General features: G+C 67.8%; 17 protein-coding genes and 1 pseudogene. 17 read left to right on the top strand and 1 reads right to left on the bottom strand.

Annotation, left to right across the window (positions count from 1 at the left end):
- The first annotated feature begins 106 nt into the window (after nucleotides 1–106).
- The 17 genes from hslV to ftsZ all read left to right on the top strand — a co-directional run bounded on the left by hslV (nucleotide 107) and on the right by ftsZ (nucleotide 20,510).
- A complete protein-coding gene (gene hslV, locus DBV10_RS05305) occupies nucleotides 107–670 on the top strand; it encodes an ATP-dependent protease subunit HslV (RefSeq protein WP_124511360.1) in 564 nt (187 codons plus the stop codon).
- Between the two features lie 98 nt (nucleotides 671–768).
- Nucleotides 769–2,094: an ATP-dependent protease ATPase subunit HslU gene (gene hslU / locus DBV10_RS05300; protein WP_124511358.1), complete on the top strand. Its 1,326-nt coding sequence runs from the start codon at nucleotides 769–771 to the stop codon at nucleotides 2,092–2,094.
- A gap of 252 nt (nucleotides 2,095–2,346) precedes the next feature.
- Nucleotides 2,347–2,775, top strand: coding sequence for a division/cell wall cluster transcriptional repressor MraZ (mraZ, locus tag DBV10_RS05295; protein ID WP_124511356.1), 429 nt, complete (start codon nucleotides 2,347–2,349; stop codon nucleotides 2,773–2,775).
- 2 nt (nucleotides 2,776–2,777) lie between these two features.
- Nucleotides 2,778–3,707 (top strand): 16S rRNA (cytosine(1402)-N(4))-methyltransferase RsmH, encoded by a 930-nt coding sequence (gene rsmH / locus DBV10_RS05290; protein WP_124511354.1) that lies wholly within the window; start codon nucleotides 2,778–2,780, stop codon nucleotides 3,705–3,707.
- A 1-nt stretch (nucleotide 3,708) separates the two neighbouring features.
- The gene (ftsL, locus tag DBV10_RS05285; RefSeq protein WP_124511352.1) at nucleotides 3,709–4,029 is read left to right on the top strand and encodes a cell division protein FtsL; all 321 of its coding nucleotides are present in this window, start codon (nucleotides 3,709–3,711) and stop codon (nucleotides 4,027–4,029) included.
- The gene (locus DBV10_RS05280) at nucleotides 4,026–5,771 is read left to right on the top strand and encodes a penicillin-binding protein 2 (RefSeq protein ID WP_124511350.1); all 1,746 of its coding nucleotides are present in this window, start codon (nucleotides 4,026–4,028) and stop codon (nucleotides 5,769–5,771) included. Before ftsL ends, DBV10_RS05280 begins: the two co-directional genes overlap by 4 nt.
- Complete coding sequence (locus DBV10_RS05275; RefSeq protein ID WP_124511348.1) at nucleotides 5,768–7,288, top strand: UDP-N-acetylmuramoyl-L-alanyl-D-glutamate--2,6-diaminopimelate ligase; 1,521 nt, start codon at nucleotides 5,768–5,770, stop codon at nucleotides 7,286–7,288. Before DBV10_RS05280 ends, DBV10_RS05275 begins: the two co-directional genes overlap by 4 nt.
- Nucleotides 7,285–8,775, top strand: a complete 1,491-nt coding sequence (murF, locus tag DBV10_RS05270) for a UDP-N-acetylmuramoyl-tripeptide--D-alanyl-D-alanine ligase (protein WP_124511346.1) — start codon at nucleotides 7,285–7,287, stop codon at nucleotides 8,773–8,775. The genes DBV10_RS05275 and murF overlap by 4 nt, the downstream gene beginning before the upstream one ends.
- A 48-nt stretch (nucleotides 8,776–8,823) precedes the next feature.
- Nucleotides 8,824–10,002 (top strand): phospho-N-acetylmuramoyl-pentapeptide-transferase, encoded by a 1,179-nt coding sequence (mraY, locus tag DBV10_RS05265; RefSeq protein WP_124511344.1) that lies wholly within the window; start codon nucleotides 8,824–8,826, stop codon nucleotides 10,000–10,002.
- Nucleotides 9,999–12,038, top strand: coding sequence for a UDP-N-acetylmuramoyl-L-alanine--D-glutamate ligase (locus tag DBV10_RS05260; protein ID WP_199740043.1), 2,040 nt, complete (start codon nucleotides 9,999–10,001; stop codon nucleotides 12,036–12,038). Before mraY ends, DBV10_RS05260 begins: the two co-directional genes overlap by 4 nt.
- Nucleotides 12,035–13,306 (top strand): putative lipid II flippase FtsW, encoded by a 1,272-nt coding sequence (ftsW, locus tag DBV10_RS05255; RefSeq protein WP_124511342.1) that lies wholly within the window; start codon nucleotides 12,035–12,037, stop codon nucleotides 13,304–13,306. Before DBV10_RS05260 ends, ftsW begins: the two co-directional genes overlap by 4 nt.
- A 79-nt stretch (nucleotides 13,307–13,385) precedes the next feature.
- Nucleotides 13,386–14,456 carry an undecaprenyldiphospho-muramoylpentapeptide beta-N-acetylglucosaminyltransferase gene (gene murG / locus DBV10_RS05250; RefSeq protein WP_124511340.1) on the top strand — a complete coding sequence of 357 codons (1,071 nt, stop codon included), beginning with the start codon at nucleotides 13,386–13,388 and terminating at the stop codon, nucleotides 14,454–14,456.
- Nucleotides 14,453–15,886 (top strand): UDP-N-acetylmuramate--L-alanine ligase, encoded by a 1,434-nt coding sequence (gene murC / locus DBV10_RS05245; RefSeq protein ID WP_124511338.1) that lies wholly within the window; start codon nucleotides 14,453–14,455, stop codon nucleotides 15,884–15,886. Before murG ends, murC begins: the two co-directional genes overlap by 4 nt.
- Nucleotides 15,883–16,884 (top strand): D-alanine--D-alanine ligase, encoded by a 1,002-nt coding sequence (locus tag DBV10_RS05240; protein ID WP_124511336.1) that lies wholly within the window; start codon nucleotides 15,883–15,885, stop codon nucleotides 16,882–16,884. Before murC ends, DBV10_RS05240 begins: the two co-directional genes overlap by 4 nt.
- Nucleotides 16,881–17,687, top strand: a complete 807-nt coding sequence (locus DBV10_RS05235; protein WP_124511334.1) for a cell division protein FtsQ/DivIB — start codon at nucleotides 16,881–16,883, stop codon at nucleotides 17,685–17,687. The genes DBV10_RS05240 and DBV10_RS05235 overlap by 4 nt, the downstream gene beginning before the upstream one ends.
- Before the next feature lie 104 nt (nucleotides 17,688–17,791).
- Complete coding sequence (gene ftsA / locus DBV10_RS05230; RefSeq protein ID WP_124511332.1) at nucleotides 17,792–19,021, top strand: cell division protein FtsA; 1,230 nt, start codon at nucleotides 17,792–17,794, stop codon at nucleotides 19,019–19,021.
- 247 nt (nucleotides 19,022–19,268) lie between these two features.
- Nucleotides 19,269–20,510 (top strand): cell division protein FtsZ, encoded by a 1,242-nt coding sequence (ftsZ, locus tag DBV10_RS05220; RefSeq protein WP_124511328.1) that lies wholly within the window; start codon nucleotides 19,269–19,271, stop codon nucleotides 20,508–20,510.
- 167 nt (nucleotides 20,511–20,677) lie between these two features.
- Here the strand turns inward: ftsZ and DBV10_RS05215 are convergent.
- Nucleotides 20,678–20,873: pseudogene (locus DBV10_RS05215) on the bottom strand (chemotaxis protein); the annotation flags it as partial.

The raw sequence follows: 20,873 nt of genomic DNA, 5'->3' as shown, positions 1-20,873 counted from the left end.
TCGGCAGTGCCAGTTTGGCGGCTGCGTACAGTGGCGTGGGTTGGCTTGTAGCGTGTGGCGCCATCTTGGCTTGAAAGTGGCGTCCGCGCCCCCACCTGCGCCAGCTATGGACTCATCTCAAAACACCCCGGTGTTCCACGGCACCACCATCCTCAGCGTGCGCCGCCAGACGCCCACAGGCATCCAGGTCGCCATTGGCGGTGACGGCCAGGTCACGCTGGGCAACATCGTGGTCAAGGGCACGGCGCGCAAGGTGCGCAAGCTCTACCACGGCAAGGTGCTGGCAGGCTTTGCGGGCGCCACGGCCGATGCCTTCACGCTGTTCGAGCGCTTTGAAGCCAAGCTGGAAAAGCACCAGGGCCACCTCACCCGCGCCGCCATCGAGCTGACCAAGGACTGGCGCACCGACCGCGTGCTGCGCCGCCTCGAAGCCATGCTGGCCGTGGCCGACGCGAGCGCCTCGCTCATCATCACTGGCAACGGCGACGTGCTGGAGCCCGAGCAAGGCATCGTGGCGATCGGGTCGGGCGGTGCCTATGCGCACTCGGCCGCCAAGGCGCTGCTGGTGAACACCGATCTGTCCGCGCAGGACATCGTGAAGAAGTCGCTCGAAATCGCGGGCGAACTCTGCATCTACACCAACATGAACCACACCATCGAAACGCTGTAAAGCGGCGAGGTGCGATTACTCCCAATTTGATAGCTGCTTGCGCTTATCCATTGAGCGCAAGCAGCTGATTTTGCTTTGAATTTGAAGGCAGGCCCCGCATGTCCTCCATGACCCCCCAGGAAATCGTCTCCGAACTCGACCACCACATCGTGGGCCAGGCCAGCGCCAAGCGTGCCGTGGCCATTGCGCTGCGCAACCGCTGGCGCCGCCAGCAGGTCGCGGGCAGCCTGCGCCAGGAGATCACGCCCAAGAACATCCTCATGATCGGCCCCACGGGCGTGGGCAAAACCGAGATCGCGCGGCGCCTGGCGCGGCTGGCCGATGCGCCCTTCATCAAGGTCGAGGCCACCAAGTTCACCGAGGTGGGCTATGTGGGCAAGGACGTGGACTCCATCATCCGCGACCTGGCCGAGATGGCCGTCAAGCAGACGCGCGAGGCCGAGATGAAGAAGGTGCGCGTGCGCGCCGAAGACGCGGCCGAGGAGCGCGTCCTGGACGTGCTGATCCCGCCCGCCCGGGCTGCCGCCGGCGCCGAGCCTGCGGCCGACAGCACCGCACGGCAGGTGTTCCGCAAGAAGCTGCGCGAAGGCGCCCTGGACGACAAGGAGATCGAGATCGACGTGGCAGAAGCCCGTGCGCCGCTGGAGATCACGGGCCCGCAGGGCATGGAGGAAATGACCGAACAGCTGCGCGGCATGTTCAGCCAGATGGGCCAGGACCGGCGCCGCGCGCGCAAGCTCAAGATCGCCGAAGCGCTGAAGCTGCTCGCCGACGAAGAGGCGGGCAAGCTCGTGAACGAGGAAGAGATCAAGACCCGCGCGGTGGCGAATGCCGAGCAGAACGGCATCGTCTTCATCGACGAGATCGACAAGGTGGCCGCGCGCCAGGAAAGCAGCGGCGCGGACGTGTCGCGCCAGGGCGTGCAGCGCGACCTGCTGCCGCTGGTGGAGGGCACGACGGTGTCCACCAAGTACGGCATGATCAAGACGGATCACATCCTGTTCATCGCCTCGGGCGCGTTCCACCTGGCCAAGCCCAGCGACCTGATCCCGGAGCTGCAGGGGCGTTTCCCGATCCGGGTGGAGTTGGAATCGTTGTCCGTCAAGGATTTCGAGGCCATCCTCACGCAGACCCATGCGTCCCTGGTCAAGCAGTACCAGGCGCTGCTGGCGACCGAAGGCGTCACGCTGGAGTTTGCGCCCGAAGGCATCACGCGCCTGGCGCACATTGCCTTTGAAGTGAACGAGCGCACCGAAAACATTGGCGCACGCCGGCTGTCCACCGTCATGGAGCGTTTGCTCGACGAGGTCAGTTTCGATGCGGCGCGGCTCGCGGGCCAGACGGTCACCGTGGATGCGGCCTATGTGGATGCCCGCCTGCAGGCCCTGAGCCAGGATGAAGACCTTTCGCGCTACATCCTGTGACGATGCGGCCTGGCCTTGAGAGGTCACTTTCATAGGCCCTTGTAAGTTCTTCTTTTTCAACGACTTTTGCTTCTTTGCGGGCTGCGAAGTCGCGCCTAAGTCGTTGATTTCATTACCAAAGTTTGGTGGACACCCTCTTGTTCGGTGTGCTTTTCCTGCTACAGTGCAAAAAAGTGCAATTAAGTGGTGAAAAGTGCCCTTCGAACCCCGCCGGGGCGATGAAGGATTCAAAAACCGAGCTGGGAATCGTCCGTGTTTCAAGGTGCCTCGTCGCTAAATCTCGATGCGAAGGGTCGGCTGTCCGTGCCGACCCGGCATCGTGACGTGCTCGCGGCCACTGCATCGGGCCAGCTCACGATCACCAAGCACCCGCACGGCTGCCTGATGGTGTTCCCCCGCCCCGAGTGGGAGAGGTTCCGCGAGCGCATCGCCCAGCTGCCCATGTCCGCCCAGTGGTGGAAGCGCATCTTTTTGGGCAATGCGATGGACGTGGAGATGGACGCCACGGGCCGCGTGCTGATTTCGCCCGAGCTGCGCGAGGCAGCCGGTATTTCCAAGGACACCATGCTGCTGGGCATGGGCAACCACTTCGAACTCTGGGACAAGGCCACCTACGATGCGCAGGAGGCCCAGGCCATGCAGGGCGAGATGCCGGATGTCTTCAAGGACTTCTCCTTCTGACCATGACATCCACTTCTTTGAAACACACCACCGTCCTGCTCGATGAAGCCGTGGACGCCCTGCTGGGCGGCGCGGGCCCCGAGCCTGCGGGCACCTGGGTGGATGGCACCTTCGGGCGGGGAGGGCATTCGCGGCTCATCCTGCTGCGGCTGGGACCCGGGGGGCGTCTTGTCGCTTTTGACAAGGACCCTGAAGCCATTGCCGAAGCAACGCGCATCACCGATGCGCGTTTTTCCATTCGGCACGAAGGTTTTCGCCACCTGGCCGACCTGCCCGCCGGCAGTGCGGCGGGGGTGCTGATGGACCTGGGCGTGAGTTCGCCCCAGATCGACAGCCCCGGAAGGGGCTTCAGTTTCCGGTTTGACGGCCCGCTGGACATGCGCATGGACACCACGCGCGGCGAAAGCGTGGCCGATTGGTTGGCCACGGCCGAAGTCGGTCAGATTGCGGAGGTGATACGTGACTACGGTGAAGAACGGTTTGCTGGCCCCATTGCAAAGGCGATTGTTGCTCGGCGCGAAGAGCGGGGCCCTCTTGCAACCACCGCCGAACTGGCCGATCTCGTGGCTGGCGCGGTCAAAACCCGCGAGCCGGGCCAGAACCCTGCAACGCGCACATTTCAAGCTCTTCGGATTTTCATCAACGCCGAGCTTGAAGAGCTGCAACAGGCGCTAGAGGCCAGCCTCTCGGTGCTGCAGCCGGGCGGGCGCCTGGTGGTGATCAGCTTCCATTCGCTGGAAGACCGCATCGTCAAGCAGTTCATCGCCAAGCACTCCAAGGAGGTGTTCGACCGCCGTGCGCCGTTCGCCAAGCCGCAGGCCATGAAGCTCGTGGCGCTGGACCGCATCAAGCCCAGTGCGGCCGAGGTCGAGGCGAACCCCCGCGCACGCAGCGCGATCATGCGCGTGGCTGAACGCACGGCCACCGTCTGACATGACCAGGCTCAACCTCGTCCTGCTGGTGGCCGTGCTGGCCAGTGCCATCTATCTGGTGCACACCCAGTACGAGTCGCGCCGCCTGTTCACCGAACTGGACCGCGCCATCGCCGAGGCCCGCCGTCTGGACACCGAGCACCAGCGCCTGCAGGTGGAAAAACGCGCGCAGGCCACGCCGCTGCGCGTGGAGAAGATCGCCCGCGACCAGCTGAAAATGCGCACGGCCACCCCGGCCATCACGCAGTACGTGTCCGACCCGCAAGGTGCGGCGGTGGCGGCAGCCAGCACGGCGGCGCAACCCGGGGGCGTTCAGCCATGAGCCGCAGCGTGGTCTACACCGCAAGCCCCCTGCTGGCGAGCAAGACGCCGGTCTGGCGCAGCAAGTTCATCGTGGCGGTGATCGCGCTGGGCTTTGTGGGCCTGGGCGCGCGCGCGGCCTATGTGCAGGTGTTCGGCAACGCTTTCTTCCAGCGCCAGGGCGAGGTGCGCTTTGCGCGCACCCTGGAGCTGCCGGCCAACCGCGGCAAGATCCTGGACCGCAACGGCCTGATCCTCGCCTCCAGCGTGCCGGCGGCCAGCATCTGGGCCATCCCCGAGGACGTGGACCAGGACAAGCCCGAGGTGCGCGCCAAGCTCAAGCAGCTGGCCAAGCTGCTCGACATGCCGCAGGCCGAGCTGCTCAAGAAGCTGGCCGACGAAGACAAGACCTTTGTCTGGATCAAGCGCCAGCTCGACTGGGATGTGGGCCAGCAGATCGCGGCGCTGGACATCAAGGGCATCTACCAGCGCAAGGAATACAAGCGCCAGTACCCCGAGGGCGAGGCCGCCGCGCACGTGGTGGGCTTCACCAACGTGGAAGACCATGGCCAGGAAGGCATGGAGCTGGCCTTCGACAAGGACCTGGCCGGCAAGGCCGGCTCGCGCCGCGTGATCAAGGACCGCCTGGGCCGTGTGGTGGAGAGCGTGGGCGAGACCGTGCCCCCGCTGGACGGCAAGGACATGCAGCTGTCCATCGACAGCAAGGTGCAGTTCTTTGCCTACCAGAAGCTGCGCGACCAGGTCACGGCGCACAAGGCCAAGGCGGGCAGCGTGGTGGTGCTCGATGCCCACACGGGCGAGCTGCTGGCCCTGGCCAACTACCCCAGCTACGTGCCCGACAAGCGCCAGAACCTGACCGGCGAGCAACTGCGCAACCGCGCGCTCACCGACGTGTTCGAGCCCGGCTCGACCATGAAGCCCTTCACCATTGGCCTGGCGCTGGAGACCGGCCGCGTGCGCCCCGAAACGCCGGTGGACACAAACCCCGGCCGCATCACCATTACCGGCTCCACGATTTCGGACACGCACAACTACGGCCTGCTCACCGTGGAAGGCGTGATCCAGAAGTCCAGCAACGTGGGCACGACCAAGCTCGCCATGCAGATGCCGGCGCGCGAGATGTGGGAGACCTTCTCGGCCGCAGGCTTTGGCCAGAAGCCACAGCTGCACTTCCCCGGCGTGGTGACCGGCCGCCTGCGCCCCTACAAGACCTGGCGCCCGGTGGAGCAGGCCACCATGTCCTACGGCTACGGCCTGTCGGCCAGCCTGTTCCAGATGGCGCGCTCGTACACCGTGTTTGCCAACGGCGGGCGCGTGATCCCTGCCACCATGCTCAAGAGCGCCGAGCCCGCCGTGGGCGTGCCGGTGTTTTCCGAACGCACGGCCGACCAGGTGCGCAAGATGCTGCAGATGGCGGCAGGCCCGGGCGGCACAGGCCAGAAGGCGCAGACCGTGGGCTACTCGGTGGGCGGCAAGTCGGGCACCGCGCGCAAGCAGGTGGGCAAGAACTACGCCTCGGGCAAATACCGCGCCTGGTTCACTGGCATGGCCCCCATCGACAAGCCGCGCATCATCGTGGCGGTGATGGTGGACGAGCCCAGCAACGGCGTGTTTTACGGCGGCGCCGTGGCTGCGCCCGTGTTCAGCGAAGTCGTGCAGCAGACCCTGCGCATGATGGGCGTGCAGCCCGACATGGCCGTCAAGCCCCAGATCGTGGCCAACACGGTGGAGGAGTCGCTGTGACGCTTGCTGCTCCCCTTCACACCCTGCAGTCCGCCAGCGAGGCAGTGCAGTGGTTGCGCACGCGCGTTACCGGCACCCTGCACACCGACAGCCGCCAGATCACCCCTGGCGACGGCTTCATCGCCTGGCCCGGCGCGGCCACCGACGGGCGCGCCCATGTGGCCGACGCCCTGGTGCGCGGCGCCACGGCCTGCCTGGTGGAGCAGTCCGGCGTGGAGGCCTTCGGTTTTTCGGGCGAGCACCTGGCGGCGCTGCCGGGCCTCAAGGCGGCCACCGGGCCCATCGCAGCGCAGTGGTTCGGGCAGCCCACCACGCGGCTCGATGTGCTGGCCGTCACCGGCACCAATGGCAAGACCAGCACCGCCTGGTGGCTGGCGGGGGCCTTGAACGAGCTATCAAATCAAGAGCGCGCAGGGCAAGACCAGTGTGCCCTGGTGGGCACTTTGGGCACGGGGGTTCCGCCCGCGCTGGTGTCCACCGGCATGACCACGCCCGACCCCGTGCGCCTGCAGCGCGCGTTTGGTGCGTTTGTGGCGCAAGGCCTGGGTGCCTGTGCCATCGAGGCCTCGTCCATCGGCCTGGCCGAGGCGCGGCTCGACGGCACGCAGATCCGCGTGGCCCTCTTCACCAATTTCACGCAGGACCACCTCGACTACCACGGCAGCATGGCCGACTACTGGCTGGCCAAGCGCGCGCTGTTCGACTGGCCCGGCCTGCAGGCGGCCGTGATCAATGTGGACGACCCTGTGGGCGCGCAACTGCATGCCGAACTGGCGGGCGGTGGGCTGGACCTGTGGAGCGTCTCGGCCCGGGGCGCCGCGCGCCTGGCCGCGCAGGACATCGCCCTGGGCGACCAGGGCCTGCGTTTCACCGTGGTCGAAGGGGCCGAGCAGCAGCTGCTGCAAACGCGCGTGATCGGCCACTACAACGTGCTCAACCTGCTGGGTGTGCTGGCCGCGCTGCGCAGCCGGGGCGTGCCGCTGGCCGATGCCGTGCGCGCCTGCGCCGGCCTGCAGCCTGTGCCGGGCCGCATGCAGCGGCTGGTGGCTGTGGGCCAGCCGCTGGTGGCGGTGGACTATGCCCACACTCCCGATGCGTTGGAAAAGGCCTTGCAGGCCCTGCGCCCGCTGGCTGCCCTGCGCGGCGGCCAGCTGTGGTGCGTGTTTGGCTGCGGCGGCGACCGCGATGCGGGCAAGCGCCCCCTGATGGGCGCCGTGGCGCAGCAGCAGGCCGACCAGGTGCTGGTGACCAGCGACAACCCCCGCAGCGAGAGCCCGGCGGCCATCCTGCACCAGATCCTGCAAGGCACGATTGCGGGCGCCACAGTGCGTGCAGAGCCCGACCGCGCCGCCGCCATTGCCCAGGCCATTGCCGAGGCCGCACCCGCCGACGTGGTGCTGATCGCCGGCAAGGGCCACGAAGACACCCAGGAGGCGGCGGGCATGCGCCTGCCGTTCTCCGACATGGCCCATGCGCAAGCCGCGCTGCAGGCCCGAGGAGCCCGCACATGGGCATGACAAGCACTTCTTCCACAACCGCCATGACCCTGCAGCAGGCCCTGGCGCTGCTGCAGCCGCGCATTCCGGCCGCCCGCCTGGTGGGCGAGGGCGCCACGCCGCTGGCGCGTGTGCACACCGACACGCGCACGCTGCAGCCCGGCGACCTGTTCGTCGCGCTCAAGGGCGAACGCTTTGATGCCAACGCCTTCCTGGCCGACGCCCGCGCCGGGGGCGCCGCAGCCGCCATCGCCCATGGCGGCCTGGCCGCAGGTTCCCCAGGCGGCGGCCTGGCCGCCGCAGGCCTGCCCGGCATCGAGGTGCCCGACAGCCTGGCCGCATTGGGCGCATTGGCGACGGGCTGGCGCGCGCAGTTCAACTTTCCGCTGATTGGCGTGACCGGCAGCAACGGCAAGACCACGGTGACGCAGATGATCGCGTCCATCCTGCGTGCCTGGCAAGGCGATGCCGCGTTTGCCACGCAGGGCAACTTCAATAACGACATTGGTGTGCCCCTGATGCTGCTGCGCTTGCGGGAAACACACCGCGCCGCCGTGATCGAGATGGGCATGAACCACCCGGGCGAGATCGCCCAGCTGGCGGCGATGGCCCAACCCACGGTGGCCTTGGTCAACAACGCGCAGCGCGAGCACCTGGAATTCATGCACACCGTCGAAGCCGTGGCGCGCGAGAACGGAGCGGTGCTGGCCAGCCTGCCCGCCGATGGCGTGGCCGTGTTCCCGGCGGGCGACGCCTACACGGGCCTGTGGCAATCGTTGGCCGATGCCCAGCCGGGCCGCCGCACGATGACCTTTGGCGAGGGCGGCGATGTCCGCTGCGCGCGGGCTGCCTGGGAGCGCGGCGCCTGGGCCGTGGCCCTGGCCACGCCACGCGGCGAAGTTACCACCCGCCTGCACATCGCAGGCCGCCACAACGTGACCAATGCGCTGGCCGCCGCCGCCTGCGCACTGGCTGCGGGCGCACCGCTGGCCGCCATTGCGCAGGGGCTGCGCGAGTTCACGCCCGTCAAGGGCCGCTCGCGCGCCTTCAGCGTGGCCGTTGCCGGCAGCGAAATCACGGTGGTGGACGACACCTACAACGCCAACCCCGACTCCATGCACGCCGCCATCGATGTGCTGGCCGAACTGCCCGGCCCGCAACTGCTGGTGATGGGCGACATGGGCGAGGTCGGCGACCAGGGCCCGCAGTTCCATGCCGAGGCCGGGGCGCTGGCGCGCAAGGCCGGCATTCCCCTGCTGTTTGCCCTGGGTGCGCAGTCGGTGCACGCTGCTTCTGCTTACGGCCACGGCGCCCGGCATTTCAACGAGATGGGCGCACTGCTGGATGCCGTGCGCCAGGCCCTGCCCACCGTGGGCAGCGTGCTGGTCAAGGGATCGCGATTCATGAAGATGGAACAGGTGGTGCAGGCCATTGCTGCTGCAGCCCCCCAAGAACAACAACAAAAGCCGACTGACCCACTGGAGAGATCCCATGGCGCAACGCATTGATGAAGTCGCCCGCGCGGTGTCCCTGTCCCCCTTGGCCGGAGGTTCCGCATGCTGCTGACACTGTCGCAATGGCTGCAGGGCCTGTCGCCCGAGTTCGGCTTCTTCCGCGTGTTCCAGTACCTCACCTTCCGTGCGGTGATGGCGGCCCTGACGGCGCTGCTCATCGGCCTGGTGGCGGGCCCCAAGGTGATCCGCGTGCTCACCTCGCTCAAGATCGGCCAGCCCATCCGGGGCTATGCGATGCAGTCGCACCTGTCCAAGAGCGGCACCCCGACCATGGGCGGTGTGCTGATCCTGCTGTCGATCGCGATTTCGACCCTGCTGTGGTTCGACCTGTCCAACCGCTTTGTGTGGATCGTGCTCATCGTCACGCTGGGTTTTGGCGCCATTGGCTGGGTGGACGACTGGCGCAAGGTGGTCAACAAGGACCCCGAGGGCATGCGCTCGCGCGAAAAGTATTTCTGGCAGTCGGTGATCGGTCTGATCGCAGCGCTGTACCTCGCATTCAGCATTTCTGAAAGCTCCAACGCCAAGGTGTGGGAGCTGTTCGTCGCCTGGGTGCAGTCGGGCTTCGCGCTCGACCTGCCGCCCAAGGCCGGTTTGCAGCTACCGTTCTTCAAGGAAGTGAGCTACCCGCTGGGCGTGCTGGGCTTCGTGATCCTGACCTACCTCGTGATCGTGGGGTCGAGCAATGCCGTGAACCTGACCGACGGCCTGGATGGCCTGGCCATCATGCCGGTGGTGATGGTGGGCTCGGCCCTGGGCGTCTTCGCCTATGTCACCGGCAGTGCGGTGTATTCCAAGTACCTGTTCTTTCCGCACATCCCCGGCTCGGGCGAGCTGCTGATTTTTTGCGCGGCCATGGCCGGCGCGGGGCTGGCCTTCCTGTGGTTCAACGCGCACCCGGCCCAGGTCTTCATGGGCGATGTGGGCGCGCTGGCGCTGGGCGGCGCCCTGGGCACCATCGCCGTCATCGTGCGGCAAGAGATCGTGCTGGCCATCATGGGCGGCATCTTCGTGGTCGAAGCCCTGTCGGTGATGCTGCAGGTGTCCTGGTTCAAGTACACCAAGCGCCGCTACGGCGAAGGCCGGCGCCTGCTCAAGATGGCGCCGCTGCACCACCATTTTGAAAAGAGCGGCTGGAAGGAAACGCAGGTGGTCGTGCGCTTCTGGATCATCACCATGCTGCTGTGCCTGATCGGCCTGTCCACGTTGAAACTGCGATGAATCCGAACGATCCCTCTGCCCCCCTGGGCTCACCCGCTGCGCCCGAGGCCGTGTCGCCCGAGGCTGGCGTGGGCGTGGGCGAGTCCTGCGGCGCACCTGGCGCTGCGCCCGGGGAGGGCGTGGACGCAGTGAATGCTGCAGAGCCTTCCTCTGCAGGCGCAGCGGCCGAATCCGCGCTGCCTGCCGAGGCCGCAGACACTCAGGCCGTTGTGCCGGTGGCCACGGCCCCCAGCACCGCCTGGAACCCCGAAGCGGTGCCCGCCGTCTCTGCCGCCAAGGCCGCCGCCGATTTTGTGGCGCAGATCTTTGCCGAGGTGACGGCCCCCGAAGGGCCCGAGGCGGTGGAGCCTGGCGTGGTCGATGAGGCCTCCGTGGCCGAAGCGGCACCCGCCGAACCCCTGGGCAGCCCCCGCGAAGGCGTGGCTCAGCTGCTGCAGGGCCAGCACATCCTGATCCTGGGCCTGGGCGCCTCGGGCCTGGCCATGGCGCGCTGGTGCGTGCGCTGCGGCGCCGAGGTCACCGTGGCCGACACCCGCGCGGCCCCGCCCCAGCTGCCGGCGCTGCAGCAGGAGCTGCCCCAGGTCCGCTTCGTCGCGGGTGCCTTCGACGCCCGCCTGGTTGAGGGGCAGAGCATGCACGCGGTCTACCGCTCGCCCGGGTTGAGCCCGCAGGCGGTTGTTCCTGTTTTGGAAGCTGCTTCGGCAAGCGGGATAAGCGCTGGAGGCGAGTTAAGTCTGTATGCGGCGGCACTGACCGCGCTGCGCGCATCGCACGCCTATGCGCCTTCCGTGCTGGCCATCACGGGCACCAACGGCAAGACCACCGTGACCTCGCTCACCGGCCAGCTGGTTGAACGCGCGGGCAAGCGCGTGGCCGTGGCCGGCAACATTGGCCCGACCCTGCTCGACACGCTGGCCGCGCACCTGGACGCCGACACGCTGCCCGAGGTGTGGGTGCTGGAGCTGTCGAGCTTCCAGCTGGACGGTGTGGCGGGCTTCGAGCCCACGGCCGCCACCGTGCTCAACATCACGCAGGACCACCTCGACTGGCATGGCAGCATCGAGGCCTATGCCGCCGCCAAGGCCCGCATCTTTGGCCAGGCCGGCCTGATGGTGCTGAACCGCGAAGATGCGGCGGTCATGGCGATGCTGCCGCCGCCCGGCCGCCCGAAGGCGGCAGCGGCCCCCTCGGGGGGCAGCGCAGCACACGCAGTGGCAAGCGTGGGGGCTGCCCAGCCTGTGCCGCCACCGGTCAAGGCCAAGCTGCAAAAGCCGCAGGTGCGCACGCACCTCACTTTTGGCGGCGACATGCCCCGGCGCCCGGGCGACTTCGGCATCGAGGTCGTGAGCGGCATGCCCTGGCTGGTGCGCGCGATGGACGCCGACGAAACCCGCAAGCGTGGCCGCAACAACGAGGCCGAAGAAGAGCTGCACATCCAGCGGCTCATGCCGGCCGATGCGCTGCGCATCCGGGGGCGCCACAACGCCTCCAACGCATTGGCCGCCCTGGCGCTGGCCGCCGCGGCGGGCTGCCCCCTGGCGCCCATGCTGTACGGCCTGCGCGAGTACCGGGGCGAGCCACACCGCGTGGAGCCCGTGGCCATCATCCACGGCGTCGAATACTTTGACGACAGCAAGGGCACCAACGTGGGCGCCACGGTGGCGGCCCTCACCGGCCTGGGTGCGGAGCGCCGCATCGTCATCATCCTGGGCGGCGAGGGCAAGGGCCAGGACTTCTCGCCCCTCGCCGCGCCCGTCTCGCGGTATGCGCGTGCCGTGGTGCTCATTGGGCGCGATGCGCCGCAGATCCGTGCTGCGCTGCACGACAGCGGCGTGGCCCTGGTCGATGCCGAAACATTGCCGCAGGCCGTGGAGCTGGCCACGCGCCGCGCCCATGCAGGCGATGCGGTGCTGATGTCGCCCGCCTGCGCGAGCTTCGACATGTTCAAGGACTACGAGCACCGGGCGCAGGTCTTCTGCGACACCGTGCGTGCCATGGCCGACGACGCCGGCTTCGCTGCGGAGGGCCGGCAATGACCGCTGCCAACGCCAGCACCCTGCTGCAGCGCGTGACCGGCTGGTTTGGCGGCCTGCCCGGCAAGGCGGCCGATGTGCTGCCCGTGCGCGTGGGCGGCACCGAGTACCGCCAGTCCTCCAGCACCCCGGCCAGCGTGCTGGGCTTTGACCAGGCCCTGCTGTGGGTGGTGGTGGCGCTGCTCGCCTGGGGGCTGGTGATGGTGTATTCGGCCTCCATCGCGATGCCGGACAACCCGCGTTTCTCCAACTACTCGCCCACCCATTTCCTGACCCGCCACGTCATGTACCTGGTGGTGGGTTTCGTGGCCGCACTGCTGACCTTCCAGGTGCCCATGGCGCTGTGGGAACGGGTGGCGCCCTGGCTGTTCGTGGCGGCGCTGCTGCTGCTGATTGCGGTGCTGATTCCTGGTGTGGGCAAGGTGGTCAATGGCGCGCGCCGCTGGCTGTCGATCGGGCCCGTGGGGTTCCAGCCCTCCGAGGTCGCCAAGTTTGCCGTGCTCATCTACGCGGCCGACTACATGGTGCGCAAGATGGAGGTCAAGGAGCGCTTCTTCCGCGCCGTGCTGCCCATGGGCGCGGCCGTGGCCATCGTGGGCGTGCTGCTGCTGGCCGAGCCCGACATGGGCGCCTTCATGGTGGTGGCCGTGATCGCCATGGGCATTTTGTTTCTGGGCGGCGTCAATGCCCGCATGTTCTTCCTGATCGCCGGGGTGCTGGTGGGGGCCTTCGCGCTGATGATCGCCAGCTCGCCCTGGCGGCGCGAGCGCGTGTTTGCCTACCTCGACCCGTTCAGCGAACAGCATGCGCTGGGCAAGGGCTACCAGCTCTCGCACTCGCTGATCGCCATCGGCCGGGGCGAGGTGTTTGGCGTGGGCCTGGGCGGCAGCGTGGAAAAGCTGCACTGGCTGCCCGAGGCGCACACCGACTTCCTGCTGGCCGTGATCGGCGAGGAGTTCGGTTTGGTGGGGGTGCTCACGCTCATCGTGCTGTTCCTGTGGATGACGCGCCGCATCATGCACATCGGCCGCCAGGCGATTGCGCTGGACCGCGTGTTCTCGGGCCTGGTGGCGCAGGGCGTGGCGATCTGGATCGGCTTTCAGGCCTTCATCAACATGGGCGTGAACCTGGGCGCCTTGCCGACCAAGGGGCTCACGCTGCCGCTGATGAGTTTTGGCGGGTCGGCGATTTTGATGAACCTGGTGGCGTTGGCGGTGGTTCTGCGCGTTGACTATGAAAACAAACTGCTCATGCGCGGAGGCCGCGTATGAGCAGTTTGTTTCACCAAAACAAGCTGTGCATTTCGCACGCAATGCCAGGCGCGCAGCGCCTGATGCGCGGAGGCCGCGTATGAGCGCGCAGAAAACTGCTCTGATCATGGCCGGCGGTACGGGTGGCCACATCTTCCCCGGCCTCGCCGTGGCCGAAGAGTTGCGCGCACGCGGCTGGCGTGTGCACTGGCTGGGCGCGCCCGGCAGCATGGAGTCGCGCATCGTGCCGCAGCACGGTTTCGCGCTGGAGCTGATCGACTTTTCGGGCGTGCGGGGCAAGGGTCTGGCCACGCTGGCCCTGCTGCCGCTGCGCCTGCTGCGCGCGTTCTGGCAGGCGCTGGCGGTGGTGCGCCGCGTCAAGCCGGACGTGGTGGTGGGCCTGGGGGGCTACATCACCTTTCCGGGCGGCATGATGGGCGTGCTGGCGGGCAAGCCCCTGGTGCTGCACGAGCAGAACTCGGTGGCCGGCATGGCCAACAAGGTGCTGGCGGGCGTGGCCGACCGCGTGTTCACGGCTTTCCCGGATGTGTTCAAGAAAGGCCAGTGGGTGGGCAACCCGCTGCGCACCGCCTTCACGCAGCAGGCTGGGCCCACCGAGCGGTTTGCGGGGCGCACGGGCCCGCTGCGCCTGCTGGTGGTGGGCGGCAGCCTGGGGGCGCGCGCACTCAATGAGATCGTGCCGCAGGCCGTGGCGCTGATGCCGGCGGAGCAACGGCCCACCGTGGTCCACCAAAGCGGCGCCACGCAGATCGACGCCTTGCGCGCCAATTACGCGGCGGCCGGGGTCGAGGCCGAATGCACGCCTTTCATCGACGACACGGCCAGCGCGTTTGCCGCGGCCGACATCATCGTCTGCCGTGCCGGTGCCAGCACCGTGACCGAAATTGCCGCCGTGGGGGCCGCGTCCATTTTTGTGCCCTTCCCCTCGGCCGTGGACGACCACCAGACCACCAACGCCCAGTTCCTGGTGAATGCGGGGGGCGGCTGGCTGGTGCAGCAGCGCGACCTTACGCCCGAAGGGCTGTCGCAGATGCTATTGAATTTAGAGCGATCCACGCTGATGGATAGCGCGCAGAAGGCCAAAAACATGCAAAAAATCAACGCCACCCGCGAGGTGGTGACTGCCTGCGAGGAGTTGGCCGGACCATGAAACACGCCATTCGCCACATCCACTTCGTCGGCCTGGGCGGCGCCGGCATGAGCGGTATCGCCGAGGTGCTGTTCAACCTGGGCTACCGCATCTCGGGCTCGGACCTGGCGGACAGCGCCACGCTGCGCCGCCTGCAGGGCCTGGGCATCACCACCTGCCTGGGCCACGCGGCGGCGCACATCGACGGCGCGGATGCCGTGGTCACGTCCACCGCAGTCACGGCCGACAACCCCGAGGTGCTGGCCGCGCGCGCGAAGAAGATCCCCGTGGTGCCCCGCGCCCTCATGCTGGCCGAGCTGATGCGCCTGAAGCAAGGCATTGCCATTGCGGGCACCCACGGCAAGACCACGACCACCAGCCTGGTGACCAGCGTGCTGGCCGAGGCGGGCCTGGACCCGACCTTCGTGATTGGCGGCAAGCTCAACAGCGCGGGTGCCAACGCCAAGCTGGGCAGCGGCGACTACATCGTGGTCGAGGCCGACGAGTCCGATGCCTCGTTCTTGAACCTGCTGCCCGTGATGGCCGTGGTGACCAACATCGACGCCGACCACATGGAGACCTACGGCCACGACTTCGGCCGGCTCAAGGGCGCGTTTGTCGATTTCCTGCACCGCATGCCGTTCTATGGCACGGCCATCCTGTGCGTGGACAGCCCGGCCGTGCGCGACATCCTGCAAAGCGTGACCTGCCCCATCACCAGCTACGGGTTTTCGGAAGACGCCCAGGTGCGCGCCGTGAACGTGCGGGCCGAGGCCGGTCAGATGCGCTTTACCGTGCAGCGGCGCAACGGCGTCACGCTGCCCGACATGGAGATCGTGCTCAACCTGGCGGGCGAGCACAACGTGCTCAACGCGCTGTCGGCCATTGCGGTGGCAGTGGAGCTGAACATCCCCGACGAGGCCGTGCAGCGTGCGCTCGCGGGCTTCAAGGGTGTGGGCCGGCGCTTCCAGCGCTATGGCGACCTGCCCGCCAAGGGCGGCGGTACGTTCACCGTGATCGACGACTACGGCCACCACCCCGTGGAGATGGCCGCCACCCTGGCCGCCGCGCGCGGCGCCTTCCCCGGGCGGCGCCTGGTGCTGGCCTTCCAGCCGCACCGCTACAGCCGCACGCGCGACTGCTTCGAGGATTTCGTCAAGGTCATCGGCAACGCGGATGCGGTGCTGCTGACCGAGGTGTACGCCGCTGGCGAGGCACCGGTGGTGGCCGCCGATGGCCGTTCGCTGGCGCGCGCGCTGCGTGTGGCAGGCCGTGTGGAGCCGGTGTTCGTCGATGCCGTGGCCGATCTGCCCCAGGCGATTGCGGACAACGCGCGCCATGGCGATGTGGTGATGTGCATGGGCGCGGGATCGATTGGCGCCGTGCCCGGCAAGGTGGTTGAAATGCTACAGAATAATGAGCTGAAAGCGCTTGAAGGGAGCGCGCTATGACCCTTCCTGATTCCAACATTGATGTGAAGTCGCTCGGCAAGGTGGCCGTGCTCATGGGCGGCACCTCGGCCGAGCGCGAGGTCTCGCTGATGTCCGGCAGCGGCGTGCTGCAGGCCCTGCGCTCGCGCGGCGTGGACGCGCACGCGTTCGACCCTGCCCAGAGCGACCTGGGCGACCTCAAGCGCGATGGCTATGCCCGCTGCTTCATCGCGCTGCATGGCCGCCACGGCGAGGACGGCACGGTGCAGGGCGCGCTGGAGCTGCTGGGCATTCCGTACACCGGCCCGGGCGTGATGGCCTCGGCCATTGCGATGGACAAGGTCATGACCAAGCGGGTGTGGAGCGCCGAAAACCTGCCCACGCCGCGCTACGTGTGGCTGGCCCCGGACCGCCAGCAGCGCGAGGTGGTGCGCACCGTGCCCGACGAACTGGGCCTGCCGCTGATCGTGAAGCCCCCGCGCGAGGGCTCGTCGATTGGTGTGACCAAGGTGCGCGGCTATTCCGAGATGCAGGAGGCCGTGCAGCTCTCGGCCAAATACGACCCCGATGTGCTCTGCGAAGAGTTCATCGACGGCGAAGAGGTGACCTGCCCCGTGCTGGGCCAGGGCGCCGACGCAGTGGTGCTGCCCGTGATCCGCATCGTGGCCCCCGATGGCGCTTACGACTACCAGAACAAGTATTTCACCGACGACGTGAAGTACCAGTGCCCGAGCGGCCTGCCCGAGGCCGAGGAGCGCGAGATCCAGCGCATCGTGCTGGAGGCCTACCGCGCACTCGGCTGCCGGGGCTGGGGCCGTGCCGACCTGATGATCCGCGCCAGCGACCGCAAGCCCTTCCTGCTGGAGATGAACACCTCGCCCGGCATGACGGGCCACTCGCTCGTGCCCATGTCGGCGCGGGCTTCGGGCATCAGCTACGAGGACCTGTGTCTGCGCATCCTGGCCGCCGCGGCCCTGGACACGCCGGCAGGCACCGCTGCGGGAGCCGCCAGCGCATGAACACCGCCCTGCCAGCACCTCTGGACGTCAAGCTCATGAACCTGACCGCGTCGGTCCTGTTCGTGGGCTTCGCTGCGTTCGTGCTGGCAGCGGGTGCGTGGTGGGTGCTGCGCTACCAGGGGTTCGGTATTGCCCGCATCGTGGTGCAGGGCGAACTGGCGCACAACAACGCCGTGACCTTGCGCGCCAACGTGGGGCCGCACCTGGTGGGCAACTTCTTCACGGTGGACCTGCGCGCGGCCCGCGAGGCCTTCGAGCAGGTGCCCTGGGTGCGCCGCGCGCAGGTGCGCCGCGTGTACCCCGGCAGCCTGCATGTGGAACTGCAGGAGCACGACGCGGTCGCGTACTGGGGGCCGGAGTCTGGCTCCGCGCTGGTCAACAGCCAGGGCGAGGTGTTCGAGGCCAATGTGGGCGATGTGGACCAGGACGGCCTGCCACGCCTGCAGGGCCCCCAGGGCAGCTCTGCGGAGGTGCTGCAGATGTATGGCCTGCTGGAACCCGTGTTCAAGCCCCTGGGGCTGGACGTGGACGAGCTGGAGCTCACCGGCCGGGGCGGCTGGCGCGCCACGCTCGACAGCGAGGCCGTGGTGGAGCTGGGCGGTGGCACGCCCCTGGAGGTGGTGCAGCGCACGCAGCGGTTTGTGCGCACGCTGACCCAGGTGGCCAGGCAATACGGCCGGCGGGTGGATGCGCTGGAGTCCGCGGACCTGCGCCATGCCGGGGGCTATGCGCTGCGCCTGCGTGGCGTGACCACCGTGAGCGCGGATGCCGCCGCTGGCGCCGCTGGCGTGCGCAAGAGGTGATGGCATGGGCCGCATGGAACTGCAGGCAGGGGTGCGGCGCGTGAACGGGCAGGCGGGGCGGGCCGTGGGGCCGTGGGACAGAACAGAGAAGGGCAGAGACTGATATGGCAAGAGAATACAAAGACGTCGTCGTGGGGCTCGATATCGGCACGGCCAAGGTCATGGCCGTGGTGGCCGAGGTTCTGCCCAGTGGCGAGCTCAAGCTGGCGGGCCTGGGCGTGGCCCCGAGCAATGGTTTGAAGCGCGGCGTGGTGGTGAACATCGACGCCACGGTGCAAAGCATCCAGCAGGCCCTCAAGGAGGCCGAGCTGATGGCCGACTGCAAGATCCAGCGCGTGTACACCGGCATCACCGGCAGCCATATCCGGGGCCTCAATTCCAGCGGCATGGTGGCCGTGAAGGACAAGGAAGTCACCTCGGCCGACGTGGCGCGCGTGGTCGAGACCGCCAAGGCCATCAACATCAGCAGCGACCAGCGCCTGTTGTTGGTGGAGCCGCAGGAATTCGTGATCGACGGGCAGGACGTGAAAGAGCCCATCGGCATGAGCGGCATCCGCCTGGAGGCCAAGATCCACATCGTGACCGGTGCGCAGAGCGCGGCCGAGAACATCATCAAGTGCGTGCGCCGCTGCGGCCTGGAGGTCGAGCAGCTCATGCTCAACCCGCTGGCCAGCAGCCAGGCCGTGCTGACCGACGACGAGCGCGAACTGGGCGTGGTGGTGGTGGACATCGGCGCGGGCACGACCGACGTGGCGATCTTCACCGGCGGTGCGATCCGCCACACGGCCGTGATTCCGATTGCGGGCGACCTCATCACCAGCGACATCGCCATGGCGCTGCGCACGCCCACCAAGGACGCCGAGGACATCAAGGTCGAGAGCGGCTATGCCAAGCAACTGCTGGCCGACCCCGAGGCGCAGGTGGAAGTGCCCGGCCTGGGCGACCGCAGCCCCCGCATGCTGAGCAAGCAGGCGCTGGCCGGTGTGATCGAGCCACGCGTCGAAGAGATTTTCTCGCTGGTGCAGCAGGTGGTGCGCGAGTCGGGCTACGAGGAGGTGTTGTCGTCGGGCATCGTGCTCACGGGCGGCAGCTCGGTGATGCCCGGCATGATCGAGCTGGGCGAGGACATTTTTTTGAAGCCTGTGCGGCGCGGCATTCCCAAGTATTCCAGCGCCTTGTCTGACATGGTGGCCCAGCCCAGAGCTGCTACCGTCATGGGCCTTCTGGAAGAGGCGCGCCTGGCCCGGCTGCGCGGCTTCAAGGTGGCCCAGAAAAGTGGTTCCATGAAGACGGCGTTTGGCCGCTTCAAGGACTTCATCGTGGGGAATTTCTGACCATGAAATTCCCAGGAATGAGCGCCGCCGGGCCGCCCCAAGGCGCGAAGGCCTCCTTGGGGGGCTGCGCAGCACACGCAGTGGCAAGCGTGGGGGCCTTGTGGCTGGCACGCGGAAGCCCGCACCGAATACCGCGCGGGCGATGGCGACGCTGTACCGGACCGCCGCCCCAAACCTTCACGATGATGTACCGAATAACCCATTGGCAGTTGCAAACGAATTCAGCGAAAGAAACAGGAGCTCCAACATGACCATCGAAATGATCGAAGCCGAAGAATTCAACCAGGGCACCCAGATCAAGGTGATCGGCGTGGGCGGCGGCGGCAGCAACGCCGTTGAACACATGATTGCCCGCAGCGTGCAGGGCGTGGAGTTTGTCAGCGCCAACACCGATGCGCAGGCGCTGACGCGCAGCTCGGCCCACCGCGTCATCCAGCTGGGTGGCAGCGGCCTGGGCGCGGGCGGCAAGCCTGAAAAGGCCCGCGATGCGGCTGAAGCCGCCGTGGACGACATCCGCGACGCCATCCATGGCGCGCACATGCTGTTCATCACGGCCGGCATGGGCGGCGGCACCGGCACCGGGGCGGCCCCTGTGATCGCGCGCGTGGCCAAGGAAATGGGCATCCTGACCGTGGGCGTGGTGACCAAGCCTTTCGACTGGGAGGGCGGCCGCCGCATGAAGAACGCCGACGATGGCCTGGCCGAGCTGGAAGCCAACGTGGACTCGCTGATCGTGGTGCTCAACGAGAAGCTGCTCGATGTGCTGGGTGACGACATCACCCAGGACGAAGCCTTTGCCCATGCCAACGACGTGCTCAAGAACGCCGTGGGCGGCATTGCCGAAATCATCAACGAATACGGCCAGGTGAACGTCGACTTCGAGGACGTGCGCACCGTGATGGGCGAGCCCGGCAAGGCCATGATGGGCACGGCCACCGCCAGCGGCCCGGACCGTGCACGCATCGCCGCCGAGCAGGCCATTGCCTGCCCGCTGCTCGAAGGCATCGACCTGTCGGGTGCCAAGGGCGTGCTGGTGCTGGTCACGGCCAGCAAGGGCAGCTTGAAGCTGTCCGAGTCGCGCCAGGCCATGAACACCATCAATGCCTACGCGTCGACCGACGCGCATGTGATCTTCGGCGCCGCCTACGACGAAAGCCTGGGCGACGAGATCCGCGTGACCGTGGTGGCCACCGGCCTGTCGCGTGCCAACGCACGCCGCCAGCCGATCTCGGTGGTGCAGGGCGGCCTGCGCACGGGCACGGACAACATGGCCTACCAGATGCCTGTGGCGGGCGTGGGCTCGGTGGGCGGTGCGGTTGGTGTGCAAGGCGGCCATGCCGGCAGCGCGCAGGCCGACTACGGCAGCATGTCGGTGCCCAGCGTGTGGCGCACCAACCGAACGCAGGCAGCCGCCCGCGTGGATGCGCTGTCGTCGGGCGGCATGGATGACCTGGAGATCCCGGCCTTCCTGCGCAAGCAAGCTGACTGATTGATGGGTCCGGGGCCTCGGCGTTCCCGGGGTTGAGCCGGTCTGAAGAAAGAAACCCTGCCAGCGTGAGCTGGCAGGGTTTCTTGTTTTTGAGCGTTGGGGTGACGCGGTGGTTGGCTGACGCAGTGGCTTCGGCACCCGCGAGGCGAAGTCACCGCCTCAGTCGTTCAGAAGGATTCCCAGTCGTCGTTGTTGTCCGCCGCAGGCTTGGGACCGCTGGCCTTCGGTGGCAGGGCCGCTGCGGGTTGGGGGGCCGATGCTGTGGGGCGCGGTGGCGGGGTTTTGGCCAGGGCCGGGCGGGGCGCTGTGGCACGCATGGCAGGGGCTGCAGCGGGGCGGGGCGCGGGCGTGGGGCGGCTGGCC

The sequence above is a fragment of the Acidovorax sp. FJL06 genome (assembly GCF_003852545.1).
Classification (GTDB): domain Bacteria; phylum Pseudomonadota; class Gammaproteobacteria; order Burkholderiales; family Burkholderiaceae_C; genus Acidovorax.
The sequence above is the reverse complement of the archived record's forward strand: the minus strand, read 5'-3'. Positions and strand labels throughout refer to the sequence as shown.

Excerpts from the sequence above, each read along its gene's own strand:
- DBV10_RS05260 (WP_199740043.1), top strand. The coding sequence starts at position 9,999 with ATGAATCCGAACGATCCCTCTGCCCCCCTGGGCTCACCCGCTGCGCCC.
- rsmH (WP_124511354.1), top strand. The coding sequence starts at position 2,778 with ATGACATCCACTTCTTTGAAACACACCACCGTCCTGCTCGATGAAGCC.
- ftsW (WP_124511342.1), top strand. The coding sequence starts at position 12,035 with ATGACCGCTGCCAACGCCAGCACCCTGCTGCAGCGCGTGACCGGCTGG.
- DBV10_RS05280 (WP_124511350.1), top strand. The coding sequence starts at position 4,026 with ATGAGCCGCAGCGTGGTCTACACCGCAAGCCCCCTGCTGGCGAGCAAG.
- ftsZ (WP_124511328.1), top strand. The coding sequence starts at position 19,269 with ATGACCATCGAAATGATCGAAGCCGAAGAATTCAACCAGGGCACCCAG.
- ftsA (WP_124511332.1), top strand. The coding sequence starts at position 17,792 with ATGGCAAGAGAATACAAAGACGTCGTCGTGGGGCTCGATATCGGCACG.
- hslV (WP_124511360.1), top strand. The coding sequence starts at position 107 with ATGGACTCATCTCAAAACACCCCGGTGTTCCACGGCACCACCATCCTC.
- DBV10_RS05235 (WP_124511334.1), top strand. The coding sequence starts at position 16,881 with ATGAACACCGCCCTGCCAGCACCTCTGGACGTCAAGCTCATGAACCTG.
- ftsL (WP_124511352.1), top strand. The coding sequence starts at position 3,709 with ATGACCAGGCTCAACCTCGTCCTGCTGGTGGCCGTGCTGGCCAGTGCC.
- DBV10_RS05240 (WP_124511336.1), top strand. The coding sequence starts at position 15,883 with ATGACCCTTCCTGATTCCAACATTGATGTGAAGTCGCTCGGCAAGGTG.
- murG (WP_124511340.1), top strand. The coding sequence starts at position 13,386 with ATGAGCGCGCAGAAAACTGCTCTGATCATGGCCGGCGGTACGGGTGGC.
- murC (WP_124511338.1), top strand. The coding sequence starts at position 14,453 with ATGAAACACGCCATTCGCCACATCCACTTCGTCGGCCTGGGCGGCGCC.
- hslU (WP_124511358.1), top strand. The coding sequence starts at position 769 with ATGTCCTCCATGACCCCCCAGGAAATCGTCTCCGAACTCGACCACCAC.
- mraY (WP_124511344.1), top strand. The coding sequence starts at position 8,824 with ATGCTGCTGACACTGTCGCAATGGCTGCAGGGCCTGTCGCCCGAGTTC.
- murF (WP_124511346.1), top strand. The coding sequence starts at position 7,285 with ATGACAAGCACTTCTTCCACAACCGCCATGACCCTGCAGCAGGCCCTG.